Raw genomic sequence first — 21,256 nt, 5'->3', positions numbered from 1 at the left:
TTGGAACCTGTTCAGAAGTTCGTGCGCCTTAGGGTTATGGGTTCTGCGTGGGCTGTTTACTGTGGGCCCAGGGGGGCCATCAGTGCGCGCAGTTGCTCGACTTCAGCGGGCTTGAGGTCAGACAGCGGTGGGCGCACGGGGCCTGCGCTGTGGCCGATGATGGTGGCACCAGCCTTCACGATCGACACGGCGTAGCCTTCACCTTGGTTGCGCAGGGCAATGTAGGGGATGAAGAAGTCACGGATCAAGCGGTCGCAGGTGGCGGTGTCGCCAGCGGCGTGGGCGTTGTAGAACTCCATCGCCGTCTTGGGGATGAAGTTGAACACGGCCGACGAGTACACGGGGCAACCCATGGCCTTGTAGGCGCCAGCAAACAGCTCGGCGGTGGGCAGGCCGCCCAGGTAGGCGAAGCGGTCACCCAGCGTCTGGCGGATGCTGACGAACTTCTCAATGTCGCCAAAGCCGTCCTTGAAACCAATCAGGTTGGGGCAGGTGTCGGCCAGCACTTGCAGGCTGGCGGGTGTCAGGCGGCAGCCGCCACGGTTGTAGACCACTACGCCAAACTTCACGCTCTTGCACACGGCTTGCACGTGGGCAATCAGGCCTTCCTGGCTGGCTTCGGTCAGGTAGTGGGGCAGCAGCAAAATGCCTTGGGCGCCCAGGCGTTCGGCTTCTTGTGCGTATTGGATGGCCAGGGTGGTGCCGCCGCCAGCGCCCGCGATGATGGGGGTGCGGTTCTTGCAGGTGGCCAAAGCCACCTTGATCACTTCGCTGTACTCGCCCGGCTCCAGGGAGAAAAATTCACCCGTGCCGCCAGCGGCAAACAACGCCGAAGCTCCGTAGGGCTGCAGCCATTCCAGGCGGTCTGCGTAGGGCTTGGGAGCAAAGCGCAGGTTGCTGTCGAAATCAGTCAGCGGAAAGGACAGCAGGCCGGCTTGCAATACGCTTTTGAGGTCTTGAGGGGACATTTTCAGGCTCCGTAGGGATGGAAAAAAAGGGAACTCCTGGTGCCTCGTCAGTCTGTAGATGTGGCGTCAGGAGCATGTGATTCATGTTGTATGTCATCGTACAACATGAATCAAAAAAATGCCATCGGGTTATCACTAATGCCGTTGGCGGAATGTGCGTTGCGCAAGAATGCAATCAGGCGGCAACAGGGCTGCGCTGACTCGGCCTGTCTTGGGTTGTGTGTCACAACATCCTAAGCGTGGCCAACATGACCCCCTGGTGTTGTTGGCTGGTACTTGTCGTACCTCTTGTGCCATATGTACCAGGGGGGCTTGCTTCGGCGCTGCTGCGCTCGCTATGGACGGTTCGACCTGACAACCACGGATTACCCCACCAGGGCGGTTGCTTTGGTCGAACTTCATCTCTCAGCGCGATTGCATCGGCCGCAAGGCATTGCGTGGTGGTTCGGTCAGAACAGGTGGCGCAAAGCAGCTTCGTAACCTGTGCCGCTGAAGTCGCTCTTGCTGGAACCGTTGGTGTTGTACCGCTTTTGGTTCTCACGAACGAGCGACAGGTTGATAGACGTGCGCTTGCTCAAAAAATAGGCGTAGCCCACCGAGAAGCGTGAGGAATCGGCATCGGCAGATGCGTCATTGGTTGCCTTGCGCGATGTGTCGTTGACTTTGCGGTAAGAGGTGCGGAATTCTCCGGGTCCCATGGGGACGCGGGCGCCCATCGTGAACACGGACTCAGAGCCTGTGTTGGTGATGTTGACCTTGGTGCTGCGGGCGTAAGTCGTGCTCAGGCGCACCACACCGAAGTCGTAGTAAGCGCCCAGGGCTTTGGTTTCCATGGTGTCAATCGCTGTGGTCACCATCTTGTCTTGCTCTTTTTGGTAGGACGCCGCCATCGACAGCGGTCCCTGGTTGTAGGACACAAAGACACCGCTGCCATTGGCGACCAGCTTTTCGCCAGCTTGCCAGATCACGCCCGCGTTGAATCCATTGAATGTGGGTGTGGTGTAGGCAATGGAGTTGTTCCACTGGTTGGCAGACAGCGCGCCGCGGCTGCCCATCGATGCATAGCTGTCACCGGAGAAGGCTTCGTAGCGGCCGGCAGTGCTGATGCCGTATTGGGGTGAGTGCAGGCGGCCCATGCGCACTTCGCCCAGGGATTTGCTTTCCAGTCCCATCCAAGACTTGTCTTTGAAGAACGTTGTGGCATCGGACTGGGCCCCGGTATCGGCATTGAAGCGTGCTTCCATCATGAAGAACGCCGTCAGGTCGCCACTGATTTGTTCGCGGCCTGCAATGTTGAGGCGACCGTTGGAGCTTTCGTTGACTCCGCTCACGTTGTCTGTGCCTTTGGACAGATCATTGGGGGCGTGTTGAAGCCCCAGATCCACGCGGCCCGAAAGGGTGACGGAGGACTGTGCGGATGCGGTGGTGGCTATGGCCGCCAAGGCGATGGGCAGCAGAGCGCGGTGCAAGCGGTTCATTTCAAATCTCCTATTGTTTGTCAAAGTTATACGTCAGTCGTCAGACGACAATAGGATTGTTCAAAAATAGCGCACCGCCGACATTGGGATAAACCCAGGCCTTGGTGATTTGAATGGGGGTTGTGCTGCTGGCAAACCCTCGCCCAGCTTGCGCTTTCGGGGAAATGGGGTTGCCCGCGATTGCTTGTGCGGGCGCTTTGGGGTGTGCGGGGTGGTGGGGGCTGCGCCCCAAAACGTCGCGGCTATCCAACAGCTGGCTGAGGTGCTTGCACTTTCCCAGCTTTGTCCCGCAGCCGTTCGCGGCTGTTGGTCAGGTGCATGAACATGGCGGCGCGCGCTGCGGCGGAGTCGCCGCGGCGTATGGCGTCGTAAATCGCCTCGTGTTCGCGCTGCGTCACCTCTTTGCCAGAGGCCAGGGCCATCAGTGGTTCACCAAATGGTTTCTTTGGTTCTACGCCCGACAGGCCGCGCATGGTGGCGCTGCCCAGGTTGCTCAGCACCTCTTCAAAATACACATTGCCCGTGGCAGCCGCGATCTGAATGTGGAAGTTGTAGTCGTCATCGATGGTTGGGGCGCCTTCATTCAGATGGGCTTCGTAGGCGTCTAGGGCCGCGCGCATCGCTTTCAGATGCAGGTCTGTGTGACGCATGGCTGCAAGGCTTGCGGCATCCGATTCAATGCTGATGCGCAGCTCCAGCATGGCCAGCTTTTGTTGAATTTGAATGTTTCCAGCAGGTTTGCCCAGCAAGGGGTGCTCGGTAGCGAGCTCTAAGACAAACGTGCCTACGCCGTGTCGGGTCTCCACCATCTTTGCGGCTTGCAAGCGCGACATTGCCTCCCGCACCACGGTGCGGCTGACCTCGAATTCGCGCATCAACTCGGGTTCGGGGGGGACGCGGTCCCCGGGCTTGAGGGCGCCGGTTCGAATGCGTTCGGTGACGCCATCGACCACTCTTTGGGGTTGGCTGACGGTACGTGAACGACTTACCGGGGGGGCTGAACGCAGGGAAATGTCATCCATATCTGAACACTGAACATCCGAAGGGGGTTGCAGGGCCTTGATTGCGTGGTTGTCCTGGCTTGTGCTGCGTTGGTTGGTATGGCCTCACATGCGCTGGTTGTGCCATCGGTTGGGCTTCGGGGCGAGAGGTTGCGGAACTATACCTGTAGAACCCCATTGCGATCTTTGTTGGGGGTGGTGTTGGGCGAGGGGCGGCTTGTGCGTTGCATTCCTGTGGCATGTCTGTGTCGCTGACGTATTCCGTAAAAGTGGGTTTGAGGGTTGAGTGGTTTTGCCCTTGGGTGGTGCCTCAAGGGTTTACACCAATTCTAGACGTCTGACGACTGAAATACTATTGCCGACATTAGTTGTCTTACAACATACGAGTAGTTCATGAAAATTGTCAGCGTCCAAGGTACTGTTTTTACCTATCCCACCTTCAGGTCTGTCGATGCCGCAGGGCATTCTCATCCCGGGCCTGAGAAGCAGGCCAAGATGGCCATGATCACGGTGTCGACGGATTCCGGGCATTCTGGCTATGCCTTTGCGCCCCCTGAGGTGATTCGGCCCCATGTGTTGGAGGCGTTTGCTCGAAAGGTGTTGGTGGGCGAGAACCCGTTGATGCGTGAAAAGCTTTGGATGGCTTTGGAGCATTGGCAGCGAGGCAGCGCCGGGCAACTGACAGATCGCGCTCTGGCGGCGATTGAGCAGGCTCTGTGGGACTTGGCGGGTCGCGTTTTGGGGCAGCCGGTCTACCGTTTGCTGGGGGGCTATCGTGACAAGGTGCCTGCTTATGGCAGCACCATGTGCGGGGATGAATTGCCCGGTGGACTCTCCACGCCTGAAGAATATGCAGCCTTTGCGCAAAAGCTGGTTGCCCGCGGTTACAAAGCGATCAAGTTGCACACCTGGATGCCACCCGTGCGTTTTGCCCCGGACCCAGCGATGGACATCAAGGCCTGTGCTGCGGTGCGGGAGGCCGTGGGGCCAGATATTGATCTGATGCTGGACGGCTACCACAACTACAGCCGAACGGACGCTCTGCGGATTGGCCGGGCGCTGGAGGCACTGAACTTTGCTTGGTTTGAAGAAATGATGAACGAGCAAAGCATGTCGTCATATGCGTGGCTTGCCGACCAGTTGGACATTCCTGTTCTGGGGCCAGAGAGCCTCTCGGGCAAGCACTACAGCCGTGGTGACTGGGTGAAGGCGGGCGCCAGTGACATCCTGCGCGCCGGTGTGCCGGGTGTGGGCGGAATTACCCCCACGATGAAGGTGGCCCACCTTGCCGAGTCTTTCGGCATGAACTGTGAAGTGCATGGCAACGGTGCCGCAGCATTGACCGTTTGTGCGGCCATCAAGAACACCCGTTGGTATGAGCGCGGTCTGCTGCATCCCTTTTTGGAGTACGACGACGTCCCTGCATACCTCAATCGTCTGGCCGATCCGATGGACCACGAGGGCTACGTGCATCTCTCGCAAGAGCCGGGCTTGGGTGAGGACATCAATTTTGACTACATCGCGGCCCACACGGTGCAGACGTACTGATTTATAGCGCCAGGACCGGAGATGCCCCCCCTTATGTGTCACATCCCCCCCAGCCCCGCCAATTCACCCCTCGGAGATTTCTGGCATGTATGAGAACAAGAAGATCGGCTTTCTATTTGTATTGCCGTTCATCCTGGGTGTGGTTGGCTTTAAGCTTTTCCCGTTTGTCATGAGTTTGGCGTTGAGCTTTACCCAGTATGACATTATCAATCCACCTGAATTTATTGGCTTGGAGAACTACAAAGAGCTTGCGGCCCACGATCCACTTTTTAGAAAATCGTTGGGAGTGACTCTGATGTTTGTGGCGATCTCCGTGCCGTTGCGCGTGGGTTTTGCCCTATTTGTAGCCCATGTGCTGAATTTCAAACTGAGAGGCATTAATTTCTTTAGATCGGCCTATTACCTTCCGTCGATTTTGGGTGGATCGATTGCTGCCGCGGTCATGTGGCGATTTATTTTTTCGCAAAATGGGCTGGTCAACATCGTATTGATGAAATTTGGGATAGAGCCTATTGCATGGCTGGCGGATGAGCATTATTCCATTTGGACTGTGATTTTGCTCTTTACTTGGCAATTTGGTTCTGCAATGGTGATTTTTCTCGCCGCACTGCAGAATGTTCCCACCTCACTTTATGAGGCTGCTGAAATCGATGGAGCCAGTAAATGGCAGCAGTTCTTTAGAATTACAGTGCCATTGATTACGCCGGTGATTTTTTTCAACATGATTATGCAGATGGTGCATGCTTTTCAGGAGTTTAATGGGCCATATATGATTACTGAAGGCGGTCCATTGCATAGCACTTATGTTCTTTCGCTTTACATCTATGACCAAAGCTTCAAGTACTTTAACTTGGGCTATGGCAGTGCATTGTCTTGGGTGCTTTTTGCGCTGGTAGCCAGTTTGAGCGCGCTGTCGTTCTATACCTCCAAATATTGGGTTTTCTACTCTGGTGAAAAGGACCACAAGTGATGACTACGTTTGATCGCGTGGCTTCTGATGAGCAAGCGCTCAGCACTGAGCGCAAGGAACGAATGAGTGCAGTGCTGCGTTATGTGGCGCTGGGTCTTATCGGGTTGGTGATGCTCTACCCCATGATTTGGCTGGTGGGCGCCTCCTTTAAAAGCAATGCAGAAGTTTTTACCGAAATTGGATTCTGGCCATCGCGCTTTGATTTCAGTGCTTATGCCAAAGGTTGGAAAACAAGTACCGAATACACCTTTGCAACCTACTTTTTGAATTCGTTTCTGATCATCGTTCCCAAGGTGATTGTGACGGTCATTTCATGTGTGCTGGTGGCCTACGCTTTCGCACGGTTTGAATTTTGGGGGAAGAAATTTCTTTTCAGTGTGATGGTTGGAACCATGATGCTGCCGCTGATTATTCTGCGTTTGCCGCAGTATTTGATGTTCAAACAGTTCGATTGGATCGATAGCTACTTGCCTTTGATTGTCCCCTCTGCATTTGCGACAGACACATTTTTTGTTTTTATGCTGGTGCAATTTTTAAGAGGTATTCCGCGCGATATGGAAGAGGCGGCGCAGATTGATGGGTGCAATCCTCTGCAGCTTCTGTGGCACATCCTGGTGCCTATATTGAAGCCTGCAATCATATCTGTGATTGTTTTTCAATTCATATGGACTATGAATGATTTCATGGGCCCGCTGATTTATCTATCATCGGTAGAAAAGTATCCAGTTTCGCTTGCTCTGAAAATGAGTATCGGGGCGACAGAAGAAGTTGAATGGGCCAGTGTGATCGCGATTTCTGTGGTTGCTTTAATCCCTTCGGTCGTGGTCTTCTTCTTGGCGCAACGCCACTTCATTGAAGGTGCTGCCAGCAGCGGCATCAAGGGATAAATTTAGAAAATTTGGAGTAAGACGTGGCGCAACTGAGTTTGAGAAAAGTTGAAAAAATTTACCCTAATGGCTTCAAGGCAGTGCATGGCATTGACCTCGAGGTGAAGGAGGGTGAGTTCATGGTATTCGTCGGTCCATCTGGATGCGCAAAGAGCACCGTGCTTCGCATGATTGCCGGGCTGGAGGGAATCTCTGGCGGAGAGTTGTTGATTGGCAATAAGGTCGTCAATAACCTGGCCCCTAAACAGCGGGGTATTGCCATGGTTTTCCAGAACTATGCGCTCTATCCGCACATGAAGGTGTATGACAACCTTGCGTTCGGTTTGAAGCTGTCCGGTATGGCCAAAGCCGAGATTGATGCCCGTGTGCGTGAAGCGGCCACGCTTCTTGAAATGGAGCATTTGCTGGACAGATATCCCAAGCAATTGTCTGGAGGGCAAGCCCAACGGGTGGCGGTAGGGCGTGCCATTGTGAAGCGGCCAGAGGTATTTCTGTTCGACGAACCTTTGTCCAATTTGGACGCAAAGCTGCGGGCCTCGATGCGTGTGCGCCTGACAGAGCTGCACAGAACCCTGCGCGAAAAGGGGCAGCCATCCACCGTGGTTTACGTCACCCACGACCAAGTGGAGGCCATGACCATGGGTGAGCGCATTTGTGTGCTCAAAGACGGGACCATCCAGCAGGTGGATACGCCAACTGCACTGTATGAGCGCCCTGCCAATGCCTTCGTGGCCAGCTTCATTGGGTCCCCTGAAATGAATTTGCAGGAGGCCCACGTGGACAGCGATGGCGCGCACTTGATGGTGGGCAATTGCCGTTTGGAAGTGCCTGCGCATCGGTGGGATCAATTGAAAGCGCAAGCGGGCAGGTCCGTGAAACTTGGTATCCGTCCAGAGCACATCACCACTGGGGGGCATTCAGCCAACGCTGTCCAAAACGTGGAGGGTACTCTGCGCTTTATGGAGCACATGGGCAGCGAGGTCTATGTCCATTTCACGCTGGGTGACAAGCCATTCACGTGCCGTGTTCCTTCAGACCAGTTGGGATCTTTGGCCCAAAAGCAGCGCGGTGACAGCCATCAGTTCGGGATTCAAATGCATGCGTGCCACGCATTTGATGTGGAAACCGGGAATAACCTGTTTCTGTAAATACTCCCGATTTTTAAAATTTATAAATATATTCAGGAGACAAAAATGCAAAGACGTACTGGCTTGCTTGCTGCAGCATTGGCATTTTGGGTGGGCGTTATGCCTGCCGCACACGCCCAAGAGCCCTTGACGCTGCGTTTCTCGTGGTGGGGGGGGGCTGCTCGCCACGAGGCGACCCTCAAGGCGATTGCGGCTTTCGAGGCCAAGAACCCCAATGTCAAGATCAAAGCCGAGTACATGGGCTTTAACGGGTACCTGGAGCGGTTGTCTACCCAAATCGCAGGTGGCTCTGAGCCCGACATCATGCAGATCAATTGGGCTTGGCTCTCGACGTTCTCCAAAACAGGCGAAGGGTTTTACGACCTCAATCAAAGCAAAGCCGTGATGGATCTTGCCCAGTTCAGTGCTGCAGATCTGAAGACTGGCTTGGTCAATAGCAAGCTCAATGCACTGCCTGTCTCTTACACCGCCCGGGTGATGTTGTGGAACCGTGCTGCACTGGAGCGCTCTGGCCTCAAGATGCCCACGACCTGGGAGGAGTTGTATGCCGCAGGCCCCGTGCTCAAGCAAAAGCAGGGGGACAAAGCGTATGTGATAGATGGTGAGTTGTACGACATGATTTTGTTGTCGCAGACCTTCATCATGCAGAAGTATGGAACACCGTATGTGCACCCAACCCAGCCCAAGGTGGCAATGAGCGAGGCCGCAGCCCTGGAGTGGGTGCAGACGTACAAGAAGCTGGTGGGCAACAATGTCGGCGTGCCTTTGCCTGTGCGTGCCTCCTTGGGTGGTGCTGAAAAGCCGACAGAACAGCAGCAGGATTGGGTGGTAGGCAACTGGGCTGGCAACTACACCTGGGATTCCGTGATTGGCCTGCGCAACAGCACGCTGAACAAAGATCAGAAGCTGGACGTGGGTGACTTTTTGACCGTACCCAATGCGAAGAACAGCGGCATGTTCGGCCGTCCTGCATTGATGTTCGCTGTGAGCAAGAAGTCGAAGCATCCCGAGGTGGCCGCCAAGTTCATGAATTTCTTGCTGACTTCGGCAGAAGCTGCCTCTGTGCTGGGATTGACGCGGGGCGTGCCTGCTTCGGACGCTCAGTTCCGCGCACTGGCCCGTACAGATTTGCTGCAAGGCACCGAACTCAAAGCTTATTTGCAGATCAAGAAGCTCAAAGAGGACGGAAAGATCGACCTGCCCTCGCCCCTGTTTGAAAACGCCCGTTTCAACAAATTCATGCGCGAAGTTTTTGAAATGGTGGCCTACGGAAAAATCACCGAGCAAGAGGCTGCTGCACGGTTGGTCAGTGACGGCAACAAGCTGCTGCAACGTATCAAGTGAAAAGTGAGACGCTTTTCATCCATGAGCAAAGCCACCACCCGCTCCTTGGCCTTTGTTTCCCGCCAAGACCCTGACACCGGTGCCAAAGTCACACGGCTCACCCCCAAGGACGTTACCTGCCATCGCACGTACTTCTATCAGAAGTGTTTCACCAATGATGGTCATCGGCTGGTGTTCGGCGCTCAGTTCGGCGAGCACTGGAACTATCACCTTCTGGATTTGCAGGCGCAGACGGCGACGCAGTTGAGCGACCAGGCGGGTGAAAACACCTTCGGGGGTTTTCTGAGTCCTGACGATCAGTACCTGTACTTTGTGCGCGCCGAGAGGCAGCTCATTCGGCTGGACATTCACACCCTGCAAGAGGACGTGGTCTATCAGGTGCCCTCTGATTGGGTGGGCTATGGCACCTGGGTGGCCAACTCTGCCTGCACAAAAATGGTGGGAATCGAGATCTCGGCCACGGACTGGTTCGCGCTGACCGACTGGAAGAAGTTTGCGGAAATGTTCCACCGCAAGCCCCGCTGCCGTCTGATTCGGATTGATCTGCAGACGGGGGCGCGTGATGTCATTCACCAAGAAAACCTGTGGTTGGGGCACCCTCAATACCGACCCTTTGATGACGGTACCGTGGCTTTTTGCCACGAGGGTAACCATGATCTGATTGATGCCCGCATGTGGTTCATCGATGAAGATGGGCGCAATTTGCGGTGTGCCAAGGTCCATGAACCCGGTGAGAGTTGCACCCATGAGTTTTGGGTGCCGGATGGCTCTGCAATGGTGTACGTGTCTTACTTCAAAGGGCAAAGAGAGCGCACCATCAGCTCCTTGGACCCTGCAACGCTGAAGACGCGCACCCTCATGTCGATGCCGCCTTGCTCTCATTTGATGAGCAATTTTGATGGCAGTCTGATCGTGGGCGACGGATCGAACACCCCGGTGGACGTCTCTGATGGTGGCGCACACCAGATCGAGAACGATCCTTACCTGCACCTGTTTGATTTGAAGGCTGGCACGACCCGCCGCATTGCCCGGCACGACAGCTCTTGGCGTGTGTACAAGGGCAACCGGCAAGTGACCCATCCCCACCCCTCTTTTGCCCCTGGGGACAAGCAAGTGCTCTACACGTCGGACATCGAGGGCGAGCCGGCGCTGTACCTGGCAGATCTTTGATGCGCTGAGGCATCGCTCCATCCAGCACTGGAACTCCGGTGCCGGATGGATCTTGGAAGTGCCTTGCATTTGTGCACCAACCAACCTTTTGAGGAGTGCTGCCAATGGCTGCCGACTTGCATCTGCCATGGGGGTGGGGCTTCCTGCGTGGCATCGTAGGCTGCATGGGTGTGCTCGCATTGTGGGCGTGTTCGCACAAACCGCCTGTGGCCCAAGTTGCAGCTGCGGGGCGCATGCCCCTGGGGGCTGCGCGACCGCAGCTCACCGAAACCCAGGCCCTTCAATACACCGTGACCAACTACCTTGCCCAAGCGGGTCAACTGACGGGCCCCCAAGGGCAAGGTTTGGTGGCGGACGGTTGGGCTCCTGCCGCATTGGGCGACGCCAGTGCCTTTGAGTCGCACTTTGTGGTGGCTGCAGATGGCAGTGGTAGCCACAGGACCGTTCAGGCTGCCGTTGATGCGGTTCCTGCGCGCAGCGCCACCGATCGGCGTTACTACATCGAAGTGCGGCCAGGCACGTACCGTGAAACGGTGTGTGTGTTGGGCAAAGCCCCCGTCACACTGTATGGCGCATCGCCCGACGCCCATGCTGTGGCCATTGTGGGCAGCAACTACAACGGCAAGGCCAAAACCCCGCATGCAGTGATTGCCAATGCCTGCCACCCCCATCTGGCGGGGGCAACGTACGGCACCAGTGGCAGTGCCACCTTTGCGGTGTACAGCGATGCCTTTCATGCCAAAAATGTGAGTTTCGTCAACGATGCCATGCAGGGCGTTGTGCATGGCATGGGTTACCCGCCAGGTGCCAGCGGGGCATCTGGGGCCCAGGCCGTTGCGTTGATGACCCAGGGTGATCAGCTGGTCTTTGAGAACGTCCGGGTGATAGGGCACCAAGACAGTCTGTATGTGAAGACGGCGACCCTTGGCACGGTGGCCCGTGCGTATTTTCGGGATTCTCACATTCAGGGGGATGTGGATTTTGTGTTCGGGCGTGGGTTGCTTGTGTTGGACCGCTGCACGCTGCATTTCACCAGTGCCAGGCTGCCCATAGGGAGCGCCCCCAGCATGTTGGCGCCGAGCACGGCGACGCACAGTCCCTATGGCATCTTGATTCACGCTTCCCGGTTCACTGCGGATGCGCAGACTCCGCAGAGTTCGGTGCATTTGGGGCGCGCGTGGGATGAGGGCATACCTTCAGGGGCATACACCTCGCAAAGCGCTATCAATGGCCAACTGGTGGTGCGTGATAGCCACTTGGGTGCCCATGTGCATCAGCCGGCCCCATGGGGCGCATCCACGTCTGCGCGCCCGTTCAGTAGCGCAGGCAATCGGTTTGCCGAGTTCAACAACACGCCCATGCACCTTTTTGCCTCTACCGATCCATGAGGCGCCTCTGCGCCGGTGCAGTTTGCCCCAGCGCGAGGGGTGGCGATCCCTTGAGCCGAGCTGCCCATGAAGCAGGTGATGGCGCTATGGGTGAGCCTCCCGCCTCTGCACGAAAGCAGCGCGTGGTGCGGCGCAATGGTGGGGCGTGTGTCCGCGCTGGCAGTGCCCTTGGGGCGATTTAACAACAATGACTTTGGAGACCTGTATGAGCCAACCTTCCCATCGCAGCGCAACCCGTTGGAGACTCCTGACCGCATTGGCCTGTATGGCACTTGCGGCGGGTTGTGTCGCCCCTTCGTTTGTGCCCCCCCTGTCCGAGAAGACATCGGCCTCTGTGGATGTCATGCGCCAAGTGCTTGCGGCCAATGACGGCTGGGGAGCGGCCGAAGGGGGCACGCGGGGTGGTGCGGATGCCACCCCCGAGCATGTCTTTGATGTGCGCAATCGCAGTGAGCTGGTGGCCGCGTTGGAGCGTGCCGGCAGTCAGCCCAAGATCGTGCGCATTCACGGCACCATCGACTTGAGTGTGGATGACGCTCTGCGGCCTATGGGAGAGGCCGAATACCGTGATCCAGTCTTTGATTTCGCGGCCTACGTGAAGGCTTACGATCCCGCCACCTGGGGCAAAAATCCACCCACCGGTCCTTTGGAAGATGCGCGCAAGCGCTCCTCTGCGAACCAGGCCAAACGGGTGGTGGTGCGTGTTCCGTCCAATACCAGTTTGATCGGCGTAGGGGGTGATGCGCAGATCCTGCACGGCATGCTGTTTCTTGACAAGGTGGACAACGTCATCGTGCGCAACATCCACTTTGCGGACGCTTTTGACTATTTTCCGGAATGGGACCCCAAGGACAACGCCCATGGAGAGTGGAACTCTGAATACGACACCGTTGCTTTGCGCGGAGCGACCCATGTCTGGATCGATCACTGCACTTTCAGTGACGGAGATCGCCCAGACCATACGGCCCGAGTGGCCCTGGGACGCCCGATTCAGCACCACGACGGGCTGTTGGACATCACCCTGCAGTCCAACTTCGTGACGGTGTCTTACAACCACTTCAAGAACCATGACAAGACGAACCTCGTGGGGTCCAGTGACAGCCAGAAGCTCGACGAGGGCAAGCTGAAGGTCAGTTTTCACCACAACCTTTGGGAGAACACCAAAGAGCGCTCGCCCCGTGTGCGCTACGGACAAGTGCACCTGTACAACAACCTGTATCTGGCAGACAAGGCGGCGGAGTATGCCCATGGCTATTCCATCGGGGTGGGGTTGAATTCCCGTATCTATGCGCAAAACAATGTCTGGGAGTCCAAAGGGGGCGTGTTGGATACGCAACTGACCAAGTTGTGGAAGGGGAGCACATTGTTTGGCCAAGGCAATCTGCACAACGGCCGTGCCGTGGACCTGTTGTCGGGCTTGCGCTCCGCCAACCCAGGCGCGGCCTTGAGTGCCGATGTGGGCTGGCAACCTGTCTTGCATGGTGCTATCGAGCAGGCCAGCGAAGTCAGTCGCAGTGTGCGTGCCAAAGCAGGGGCTGGCCGCCTGTAGGCCTTCCCCAATGCAATGGCCGGCTGGGATGGCAAGCCGCCAGCCCGTGCCGCGCCTTACCCTCAACCCGATTGTCCACAGAAGGGGGCCCTATGCAGCCCAAAAAAACGTCGTCCATTGGCACCAAGCTGGCCATTGCCTTTTTGGCCATCTTGCTGATTTCTGTCAGCACATCCCTGTTCAGCCTTTACCAGCTGAAGACGGTCTATGGTGGCACCCAGGTGATCACCCAGCGCTGGTTGAGTGGGCTCAAGGAAACCAACGAGATTCGTCACTACGTGCACAGCACCAGGCGCTCTCAGTTGCGGCTTTTGCCCACCAGCAAAGTCAGCGAAGTGACGGTGCGTGAAACCGACATCAAAAGGCATGCAGGCAACATTGAGAAGGTGCTCAATGCGTATGCCGGGCGACAGATGCCTGCGCAAGAAAAGCAGCTCTTTGATGAGCTCAGGCAACGCATCGACAACGTGGCCACGGGGTCCGCCAATCTGCTGGTGTTCATGAAAGCCAGCGAGGTGCGGGATGAGGCCCAGCTGTACGCTCTGAACGAGAAATTGGCGGTCGTCATGGGTGACGCAGAGAAGTCGTTGACTGCTCTCATCAAATACAACCAAGAAGGCGCTTTGGCGGCCGAAGAAGAAGCGGCAGAGCGCTACAGCGCAGCGATACGGCTCAGCGCAGGTCTGATTGCACTGGGAGCCCTGCTGGTCGTGATCTTGGCGATCACCATCACGCGCAGCATCACACGCCCACTGCAGTCGGTCGGAGATGCCATGGAAAAAGTCGGCCATGGCGACCTGACCATTTCGGTCACGCGCGACCGGCACGATGAAATCGGTACGCTGCAGACCAGCCTGGCCGCCATGACCACATCATTGCGCCAATTGATTGGGCAAGTTCAGGAGAGCGCCCGCAGCGTGAGCGACGTGAGTGGCGAGATTGCGGCTGGAAACCAAGACCTGTCCAGCCGCACCGAGGAGAGCGCCAACAGTTTGCAGCGTACCAATGCCGCCATCCAGCATCTGCAACAAACCATTGCGCAATCCTCCGAATCTGCACGCCAAGCCAATGAACTGGCCGGTACCGCCTCAGAGATTGCAGCCCGTGGCGGGTACGTCGTGACCAATGTGGTTCAGAACATGCAGACCATCACAGACAGCTCACGCAAGATCAGTGACATCATCGGAGTGATCGATGGGATCGCGTTCCAGACCAATATCCTGGCACTCAATGCGGCGGTGGAAGCTGCGCGTGCAGGCGAGCAGGGCCGAGGATTTGCAGTCGTTGCCAGTGAAGTGCGCAGTCTGGCGCAACGCTCTGCAGAAGCCGCCAAAGAGATCAAGCAATTGATCAATGCATCGGTCAGCAACATCGAAACGGGCTCTGAAATGGTGGCCACTGCCGGGGCCACGATCCAGGACCTGGTGAAGTCAGTGTCTAGCGTCAGCGGCATGATTGCGCAAATCGCCGATTCCTCGCAGAACCAGCGGCAGGAAGTCTCCCTCATCCACCAATCTATCCATGAGCTGGAGCACATGACTCAGCAGAATGCGGCTTTGGTGGAAGAGTCTTCTGCCGCTGCCGACAGTTTGAAAGCCCAGGCCGCGTCCATGCTGCAAGCCATCGGCCAGTTTGACGCAGGCGCAAGCGCCGTGCCGTCACCCGCGTCACGCATCCGCTCCCCCGCGCTGCGCCTGACCCGTGTGTGATGCATTGCTGACCCCATTGCCCGGTGCATAGCCCTCTGTGCGCGTGGGGTGCCGCTCTATTTTTTGCCTGAGAGTTGCCCGCCTCGAATGCTGTGAACAGGCCCTAAGGAGGGGCTGTTCACACAGCGCTTGGCATGTGCGGCCCAGGCCAGGGGGCTGCACACCCTTGGCGGCCTGGGCATACCCCTGGGACGCGCTGCACATCCAAATGCCATGTCGCCCGGTGCCGCACAGGCCCCTGTTGGCATCTATACCGATGCCCATTCGATGCCGCATTTTCGGGGCGCGCTTGAACGCGTCCCCCGCGCAAGCCTCAGGCCTCTAGACAGAGATTTCTTGTATGACGTCGTACTAGTTGGTGTCTCGCATTGGGGCGCTGACTGTGGGTGAGATTCGCCGCTGACCAAAGGAAGAACTTCCATGAACCCATTGTTGACATTTTGGAATCGTCGCTGCGCCCTGTGGGCACTGGCGGCGGCATTGTGCGCTGCCCCTGCGTGGGCGCAAACCCGCTTGAGAGCCTGGAATGTGCACCCTGAGGGCTACCCAGTCACCCAAGCCATGAAGAGCTTTGCAGAGGATGTGAAGAGGGGAACCCAGGGGCGCTACCAGATTGAGGTGTTCTCGAACGCCAGCCTGGGCGATCAACCCAAGGCGGTTCAGATGATCAAAAGTGGCGAGCTGGACATTGCCGAATTCAGCGTCGGTCCGTTGGCCGATGCGGTACCGGGTGTGCGGGTGCTCAGCTTGCCTTTCCTGTTTCACGATTCAGCGCACATGTTTCGCTATCTCGATGGTGCACTGGGTGAGCGCTACGCCGCCAGTTTGAAGGCTGCGGGCTTTGTGGTGTTGGGCTGGTATGACGGTGGCGCACGGTCCTTTTACTGCGCCACGCGCAAGCCCACCAGTTTGCGTGAACTGGCCGGAGCCAACATCCGCGTGCGCTCCGAAATCTTCACAGAGATGGTGCAGTTGTTAGACGCCAAGCCTGTTCCGCTGGCATTCAAGGATGTGCTGGAGGCTTTTGAGAAAGGCTCCATTGATTGCGCCGAGAACAACATCCCGTCCTACGAGTCCACAGGCCACTACAAAGTGGCCAAGCATGTCTATGTCACCAACCATGTGATCTCGCCCGAGGTGCTGCTGGTGTCCACGGCCCTGTGGAGCAAATTGTCTGAACCAGACCGTGCCGCATTCCAAGACGCAGGAAGGCGTTCCGCGCTGTTGATGCGTGATCTGTGGAACCAGCGGGTGGCACAAGCCCAGGAAGTCACGGCCAAACACGGCGCGCAGTTCATCCGGGTGAAAGATGCCTCCGCATTCGTGCGGCGCATGTCGCCGCTGTACGCCAAATACATGAAAGATCCGGCAACCCGTGAGGAATTGCTCACCATCATTTCCAACAAGTGAAGGGCCTTGGGCGCCATGCGCTCACGGTGGTTGCGCTATTTTGCTATCAAATAAATAGCTTGCTGCGCTTGTGGCGCAATGGCTTTTGGCCAAAATGGCCAAAACTGTGCAGGCCGATGCTTGCGACCCAGGTTCAAGCCCGCGGGCAGGCTCCAGTGTCCCGGGTTGGAAGTTCTTTGCTGAAATAAAGAGGTTGAAATCGTCGTCAGGCAAGGCGCAAACCGCAGCGATAGCCGAAGCCATCGCGAGGATTTGCAACGCGCAGCATGGCGGCGATGCTCGGCGTCTAGATGAAACGAATCTCCAGCTCGGGGCACTAGGGGCCCTTTGCACGAATCACCGCGCCGTGTGCACCTGCGGTTTCGGGCGGTCTGCTTTGCAAGCCAATCGTCGCAATAGCAATAGCGATGGCTGCGTTGTGCGCCTGGCAGCCCCTACCTATCCGCAGCGCCCATCTACCGCTTGGTGTGTGCTGAGGATGCGTGGTGCCAGGCCAGCCACGCCTGAAACGCTTTACTGTGAACCGGCCTCTGCCTGGGCGCGGCGGCGGCGCTCGCGGCTGTTGGCCAGGTGGGTGCGCATGGCGGCGCGGGCGGCCTCGGGGTCCTGTCCCACGATGGCATCAAAAACGTTTTCGTGTTCGCCATTGACCCTGCGAAGGTACTGGCGGCGCTCGTCGCTTTGGGCGTCAGGCCCTTCCAGCCGCGCGCGAGGGATGATCATGCTGCCCAGGGTGCTGATCAGCTCGATGAAGTGGCTGTTCTGCGTGGCACGCGCAATCTCCAGGTGAAACTGAAAGTCGGCAGACACCGCATCGCGCCCCTCGTCCACGGCTTGCGCCACTGCATTGAGTGCCTGGCGCATGGTGGCCACATTGGCGTCAGTGCGGCGCAGCGCTGCCAAAGCGGCGGCCTCGGTTTCCACCCCAATGCGCAGCTCCAGCACGGCAATGACATCGCGCAAGGTGCTGAACTGATCGGGGGTGATCTTGAAACCAGGTGTCTGGCCCATGCCCAACACAAACGTGCCAATGCCATGGCGCGTCTCCACTAAACCCGACGCTTGCAGCTTGGAGATGGCCTCGCGCACCACGGTGCGGCTGACATCGAACTCGGCCATGATGGCGGCTTCTGTGGGCAGCTTGTCGCCTACTGCCAGACGGCCTTCACGGATGCGGTCGCTCAGGGAATCCACAAGCTCCAGGGCCAACGTGCGTGGTTTGCGGCGGAGAGTGGTATCGGTGCTCATGTCTCAGTGTTATCCCTATAACGATTCGTGGGGGGGCGTTGTACATTTTAATATGTTGTACGACAACTGACAACATTCAACTCCCAGTGAGTGCCACTGTACCAAGAACCTGCCGAATAGCCATGCCTAGTCACCCGACATCGATCCGATTCAACCGTATTTTGCTCACTGGCGCTGCTGGGGGCCTGGGGCGCGAGTTGCGCACCCGTCTGAAGGCCTACTGCACGACGGTGCGCCTGTCCGATATCACCGACTTGGGTGAGGCGCTGCCCGGCGAAGAATTGCACCCCGCCAGGCTGGAAGACGCCGCAGCAGTGCACGCGCTGCTGCAAGGCGTGGACACCGTGGTGCACTTGGGGGGCGTTTCCACCGAGCAGCCCTGGGAGCCCATCCTGCAGGCCAACATCATCGGGGCCTACAACTTGTACGAGGCGGCCCGCAAACAGGGCGTCAAGCGCATCGTGTTTGCGAGTTCCAACCATGTCACTGGCTTCTATCGCCAGGACGAAGTGGTGGGCTTGAAGGACCCCGCCCGGCCTGACGGCCTCTACGGCCTGTCCAAGGCCTTTGGCGAAGACCTGTCGCGCTTTTACTTTGACCGCTATGGCATCGAGACCGTGTGCCTGCGCATTGGCTCGTCCTTCCCTGAGCCGCGCAACCGCCGCATGCTGGCCACCTGGATGAGCTACGACGACCTCGAGCGCCTGGTGGTGGCCAGCCTCACAGCTCCCGTGGTGGGCCACAGCATCATCTACGGCATGGGCGACAACACCACCACCTGGTGGGACAACACCCTGGCGCGCCACATCGGCTACCGTCCACAAGACAGCACCGAGCCCTTCCGCGCCAAGATCGAAGCGGCCGACCCTACGCCAGACATGAGCGATCCGGCCGTCATCTTCCAGGGCGGCCCCTTCGTGCGCACGGGGCCTTTCGAATGACACAGCCAACCGTCGATATCCTGTTGCCTGGGCACCTGGATGCCGTGGGCGAAAGCCCCCTGTGGAGCGCCGCTGAGCAGGCCCTCTACTGGGTGGACATTGAAGCCCCAGCCCTGCGCCGCTGGTCCATGGCCGATGGGACGCTGACCAGCTGGGCTGCCCCCGAACGCATTGCCTGTATCGCTTTGCATGCCTCCGGTGGTCTGATTGCCGGCATGGAAACCGGTGTGTTCCGCGTGCGTCCCGGCGCCGCAGGCCTGCTCGATTGCTCGCTGCTGGCTTTGATGCAGCACCCCGAGGCCGGCATGCGCTTTAACGATGGACGCTGCGACCGCCAGGGCCGCTTTTGGGCGGGCACCATGGTGCGCAACATGTCTTTGGCACGGCCTGCTGGCAGCCTGTATCGTTTGGATGCCGACGGGCTGTCTGCACCGTTGGTGCAGGGGCTGGCCACGCAAAACGGTCTGGGCTTCAGCCCGGATGGCCGCACCATGTACCTCAGCGACAGCCACCCCACGGTGCAAAAAATTTGGACGCTGCCGTTGCACGACGACGGATCGGTGGGCGAGCGCCGCCTGTTTGTGGACATGAAAGACCTGCCTGGCCGCCCCGATGGCGCCGCCGTGGACGCAGAGGGCTGCTACTGGATCTGCGGCAACGATGCAGGCTTGGTGCACCGCTTCACGCCCGATGGCCGCCTGGACCGTTCCATCCAGGTGCCTGCCAGCAAGCCCGCCATGTGCAGCTTTGGCGGGCCGAATCTGGACCTGCTCTTCATCACCTCGATTCGCCCTGGCCAGCCTGTGGGCGACGATGTGGCCCATGGCGGGGCGGTGTTCGTCACCCGCCCTGGCGTCTGTGGATTGCCTGAAACCCCTTTTTCATCGACCACATCGGGGCAATGACCCCATCACCCAAGGAGACAAGCATGAAATTTCCACACCTGTTGGGCCGCGTCACAGTTGCCATCGGCATCGCACTGGGCAGCCTGGCCGCTCAAGCGACCGAGTTCCGTTCCTCCGACATCCACCCCGATGACTACCCCACCGTGCTGGCCGTGCGCCACATGGGCGAGGTCCTGTCCAAGGCCACGGGTGGCAAGCACTCCATCAAGGTGTTCTCCAAGGGCGCCCTGGGCATCGAGAAAGACACCATCGAGCAGACCAAGCTGGGTGCCATTGCCATGACGCGGGTGAACGTGGCGCCGATGAACAACATCTGCCCCGCCACCATGGTGCCCACCATGCCCTTCCTGTTCCGCGACAAGGAACACATGCGCAAGGTGCTGGATGGCGCTATTGGCGACGAGATCTTGAAAGACTGCGAATCCCAAGGCTTTGTGGGCCTGGCGTTCTACGACAGCGGCGCACGCTCCATCTACACCGCCAAGAAGCCTGTGAAGACGCTGGCCGACGTCAAGGGCATGAAGGTGCGCGTGCAGCAAAGCGACCTGTGGGTCTCGCTGCTCGAAGCCATGGGCGCCAACGCCACCCCCATGCCGTTTGGCGAGGTGTACACCGCGCTCAAGACCGGCCTGGTGGACGCTGCAGAAAACAACTACCCCAGCTACGAAAGCTCACGCCACTTTGAAGTGGCCAAGTACTTCAACAAGACCGAGCACTCGATGGCGCCCGAAATCCTGCTGTTCTCCAAGCGCGTGTGGGACAAGCTCAGCGCCGAAGAGCAAAAGGCCATCCGCGCCGCCGCCAAGGAATCCGTGACCTACATGCGCAAGCTGTGGGACGAGCGCGAAGAAAAGTCGCTGGCCATCGTCAAGGCCGGTGGCGCTGAAATCATCGAAGTGGACAAGGCCCCCTTCAAGGTAGCCATGAAGCCTGTGTACGACAAGTTCCTGAAGGACCCCAAGCTGCAGGACATGGTCAAGCGCATTGAGGCAGTGAAGTAAACGCCCGCAAGGGTCTGCAAGCTGGCTGCGGGGGTGTCTCCGCAGCCATTTTTCGAAATCATCCGTATGTTCAATCTCTACACGCGACTGTGTACCCTTGTCGCCCGCGCCTGCTTGAAGGTCGGTGTTGCTGGCATGGTGCTGCTGGTGTTTGCCGTGCTCTACCAGGTCATTGGCCGCTACATCTTCAATGACACCCCCACCTGGGCAGAAAGCGGTGCGGTGCTGCTGGTGCTGTACGTCACCATGCTGGGCATGGCCGTGGGGGTGCGCGATGCGGGCCACATTGGCCTGGAGTCATTTTTGGTGCTGGCGCCCGAATGGCTGCGCCTGAAGCTGGAAATCCTGATCCATGTGCTAGTGCTTCTTTTTGGTGTGGTGATGGCCTGGAACTGCGGCGTGCTGGCCGAATCCGTCATGGGCTACAAGATCCCTACCTTGGGCATCTCTGAGGCATTCAAGTACGTACCGCCTGCCTTTGCGGGCCTGCTGGTGGCGTTGTTTTCGCTGGAGCACATCATCGCCCTGGTGCGTGGCACCGAGGTCGAGCCTGCCTGGCATTGATCCCTTTTTCCTCAGACACCCACCGAG

Annotated in this window: 18 protein-coding genes; 14 read left to right on the top strand and 4 right to left on the bottom strand. The window is 58.1% G+C overall.

The genetic code is table 11. The annotated features are described in order from the left end of the window. Positions 1-56: 56 nt before the first annotated feature. From kdgD to C8C98_RS03260, 3 genes are all read right to left on the bottom strand, one after another. Complete coding sequence (gene kdgD / locus C8C98_RS03270) at positions 57-968, bottom strand: 5-dehydro-4-deoxyglucarate dehydratase (RefSeq protein ID WP_121453115.1); 912 nt, start codon at positions 966-968, stop codon at positions 57-59. A gap of 449 nt (positions 969-1,417) precedes the next feature. Then, entirely contained in the window at positions 1,418-2,446 is a 1,029-nt protein-coding gene (locus C8C98_RS03265) for a porin (protein ID WP_121453114.1), read from the bottom strand. Between the two features lie 242 nt (positions 2,447-2,688). After that, positions 2,689-3,468: a FadR/GntR family transcriptional regulator gene (locus tag C8C98_RS03260; RefSeq protein WP_121453113.1), complete on the bottom strand. Its 780-nt coding sequence runs from the start codon at positions 3,466-3,468 to the stop codon at positions 2,689-2,691. A 372-nt stretch (positions 3,469-3,840) separates the two neighbouring features. Here C8C98_RS03260 and C8C98_RS03255 point away from each other — a divergent pair, with 372 nt between their 5' ends. From C8C98_RS03255 to C8C98_RS03210, 10 genes are all read left to right on the top strand, one after another. Next, positions 3,841-4,995 (top strand): mandelate racemase family protein, encoded by a 1,155-nt coding sequence (locus tag C8C98_RS03255; protein WP_121453112.1) that lies wholly within the window; start codon positions 3,841-3,843, stop codon positions 4,993-4,995. Between the two features lie 85 nt (positions 4,996-5,080). Next, positions 5,081-5,965, top strand: coding sequence for a carbohydrate ABC transporter permease (locus C8C98_RS03250; RefSeq protein ID WP_121453111.1), 885 nt, complete (start codon positions 5,081-5,083; stop codon positions 5,963-5,965). Beyond that, on the top strand, positions 5,965-6,852 hold the full coding sequence (locus tag C8C98_RS03245) for a carbohydrate ABC transporter permease (protein WP_121453110.1): 888 nt from the start codon (positions 5,965-5,967) through the stop codon (positions 6,850-6,852). Before C8C98_RS03250 ends, C8C98_RS03245 begins: the two co-directional genes overlap by 1 nt. A 23-nt stretch (positions 6,853-6,875) precedes the next feature. Next, positions 6,876-8,000 carry an ABC transporter ATP-binding protein gene (locus C8C98_RS03240; RefSeq protein WP_121453109.1) on the top strand — a complete coding sequence of 375 codons (1,125 nt, stop codon included), beginning with the start codon at positions 6,876-6,878 and terminating at the stop codon, positions 7,998-8,000. 45 nt (positions 8,001-8,045) lie between these two features. Further along, positions 8,046-9,344 (top strand): ABC transporter substrate-binding protein, encoded by a 1,299-nt coding sequence (locus C8C98_RS03235; protein WP_121453108.1) that lies wholly within the window; start codon positions 8,046-8,048, stop codon positions 9,342-9,344. A 21-nt stretch (positions 9,345-9,365) separates the two neighbouring features. After that, on the top strand, positions 9,366-10,514 hold the full coding sequence (locus tag C8C98_RS03230; RefSeq protein WP_121453107.1) for an oligogalacturonate lyase family protein: 1,149 nt from the start codon (positions 9,366-9,368) through the stop codon (positions 10,512-10,514). A gap of 206 nt (positions 10,515-10,720) precedes the next feature. Continuing rightward, a complete protein-coding gene (locus C8C98_RS03225; RefSeq protein WP_158600130.1) occupies positions 10,721-11,902 on the top strand; it encodes a pectinesterase family protein in 1,182 nt (393 codons plus the stop codon). Positions 11,903-12,107: 205 nt separating this feature from the next. Beyond that, positions 12,108-13,451, top strand: coding sequence for a polysaccharide lyase family 1 protein (locus C8C98_RS03220; protein ID WP_199726540.1), 1,344 nt, complete (start codon positions 12,108-12,110; stop codon positions 13,449-13,451). A 92-nt stretch (positions 13,452-13,543) separates the two neighbouring features. After that, positions 13,544-15,160: a methyl-accepting chemotaxis protein gene (locus C8C98_RS03215; RefSeq protein ID WP_121453104.1), complete on the top strand. Its 1,617-nt coding sequence runs from the start codon at positions 13,544-13,546 to the stop codon at positions 15,158-15,160. Positions 15,161-15,580: 420 nt separating this feature from the next. Further along, positions 15,581-16,570, top strand: a complete 990-nt coding sequence (locus tag C8C98_RS03210) for a TRAP transporter substrate-binding protein (RefSeq protein ID WP_121453103.1) — start codon at positions 15,581-15,583, stop codon at positions 16,568-16,570. 513 nt (positions 16,571-17,083) lie between these two features. Here the strand turns inward: C8C98_RS03210 and C8C98_RS03205 are convergent. Continuing rightward, positions 17,084-17,818 (bottom strand): FadR/GntR family transcriptional regulator, encoded by a 735-nt coding sequence (locus C8C98_RS03205; protein WP_121453102.1) that lies wholly within the window; start codon positions 17,816-17,818, stop codon positions 17,084-17,086. A gap of 122 nt (positions 17,819-17,940) precedes the next feature. On the opposite strand from C8C98_RS03205, the gene C8C98_RS03200 reads away from it, so the two are divergent. The 4 genes from C8C98_RS03200 (at position 17,941) to C8C98_RS03185 (ending at position 21,229) form a co-directional block, all read left to right on the top strand. Next, the gene (locus C8C98_RS03200; RefSeq protein ID WP_121453101.1) at positions 17,941-18,759 is read left to right on the top strand and encodes an NAD(P)-dependent oxidoreductase; all 819 of its coding nucleotides are present in this window, start codon (positions 17,941-17,943) and stop codon (positions 18,757-18,759) included. After that, entirely contained in the window at positions 18,756-19,664 is a 909-nt protein-coding gene (locus tag C8C98_RS03195) for an SMP-30/gluconolactonase/LRE family protein (RefSeq protein ID WP_121453100.1), read from the top strand. The genes C8C98_RS03200 and C8C98_RS03195 overlap by 4 nt, the downstream gene beginning before the upstream one ends. Positions 19,665-19,687: 23 nt before the next feature. Then, a complete protein-coding gene (locus tag C8C98_RS03190; RefSeq protein ID WP_121453099.1) occupies positions 19,688-20,665 on the top strand; it encodes a TRAP transporter substrate-binding protein in 978 nt (325 codons plus the stop codon). Between the two features lie 66 nt (positions 20,666-20,731). Continuing rightward, complete coding sequence (locus C8C98_RS03185; RefSeq protein WP_121453098.1) at positions 20,732-21,229, top strand: TRAP transporter small permease; 498 nt, start codon at positions 20,732-20,734, stop codon at positions 21,227-21,229. Positions 21,230-21,256: the final 27 nt, after the last annotated feature.

Source organism: Acidovorax sp. 106 (assembly GCF_003663825.1).
In the GTDB taxonomy this organism is placed as follows: Bacteria; Pseudomonadota; Gammaproteobacteria; order Burkholderiales; family Burkholderiaceae_C; genus Acidovorax.
Note: the sequence above shows the minus strand (reverse complement) of the source record. Positions and strands in the feature narration are given on the sequence as shown.

What these genes read in the sequence shown, in the direction of transcription:
- C8C98_RS03210 (WP_121453103.1), top strand. Translation starts at nt 15,581, where the DNA reads ATGAACCCATTGTTGACATTTTGGAATCGTCGCTGCGCCCTGTGGGCA.
- C8C98_RS03205 (WP_121453102.1), bottom strand. Translation starts at nt 17,818, where the DNA reads ATGAGCACCGATACCACTCTCCGCCGCAAACCACGCACGTTGGCCCTG.
- kdgD (WP_121453115.1), bottom strand. Translation starts at nt 968, where the DNA reads ATGTCCCCTCAAGACCTCAAAAGCGTATTGCAAGCCGGCCTGCTGTCC.
- C8C98_RS03235 (WP_121453108.1), top strand. Translation starts at nt 8,046, where the DNA reads ATGCAAAGACGTACTGGCTTGCTTGCTGCAGCATTGGCATTTTGGGTG.
- C8C98_RS03220 (WP_199726540.1), top strand. Translation starts at nt 12,108, where the DNA reads ATGAGCCAACCTTCCCATCGCAGCGCAACCCGTTGGAGACTCCTGACC.
- C8C98_RS03265 (WP_121453114.1), bottom strand. Translation starts at nt 2,446, where the DNA reads ATGAACCGCTTGCACCGCGCTCTGCTGCCCATCGCCTTGGCGGCCATA.
- C8C98_RS03215 (WP_121453104.1), top strand. Translation starts at nt 13,544, where the DNA reads ATGCAGCCCAAAAAAACGTCGTCCATTGGCACCAAGCTGGCCATTGCC.
- C8C98_RS03255 (WP_121453112.1), top strand. Translation starts at nt 3,841, where the DNA reads ATGAAAATTGTCAGCGTCCAAGGTACTGTTTTTACCTATCCCACCTTC.
- C8C98_RS03250 (WP_121453111.1), top strand. Translation starts at nt 5,081, where the DNA reads ATGTATGAGAACAAGAAGATCGGCTTTCTATTTGTATTGCCGTTCATC.
- C8C98_RS03190 (WP_121453099.1), top strand. Translation starts at nt 19,688, where the DNA reads ATGAAATTTCCACACCTGTTGGGCCGCGTCACAGTTGCCATCGGCATC.
- C8C98_RS03260 (WP_121453113.1), bottom strand. Translation starts at nt 3,468, where the DNA reads ATGGATGACATTTCCCTGCGTTCAGCCCCCCCGGTAAGTCGTTCACGT.
- C8C98_RS03185 (WP_121453098.1), top strand. Translation starts at nt 20,732, where the DNA reads ATGTTCAATCTCTACACGCGACTGTGTACCCTTGTCGCCCGCGCCTGC.
- C8C98_RS03245 (WP_121453110.1), top strand. Translation starts at nt 5,965, where the DNA reads ATGACTACGTTTGATCGCGTGGCTTCTGATGAGCAAGCGCTCAGCACT.
- C8C98_RS03200 (WP_121453101.1), top strand. Translation starts at nt 17,941, where the DNA reads ATGCCTAGTCACCCGACATCGATCCGATTCAACCGTATTTTGCTCACT.
- C8C98_RS03230 (WP_121453107.1), top strand. Translation starts at nt 9,366, where the DNA reads ATGAGCAAAGCCACCACCCGCTCCTTGGCCTTTGTTTCCCGCCAAGAC.
- C8C98_RS03195 (WP_121453100.1), top strand. Translation starts at nt 18,756, where the DNA reads ATGACACAGCCAACCGTCGATATCCTGTTGCCTGGGCACCTGGATGCC.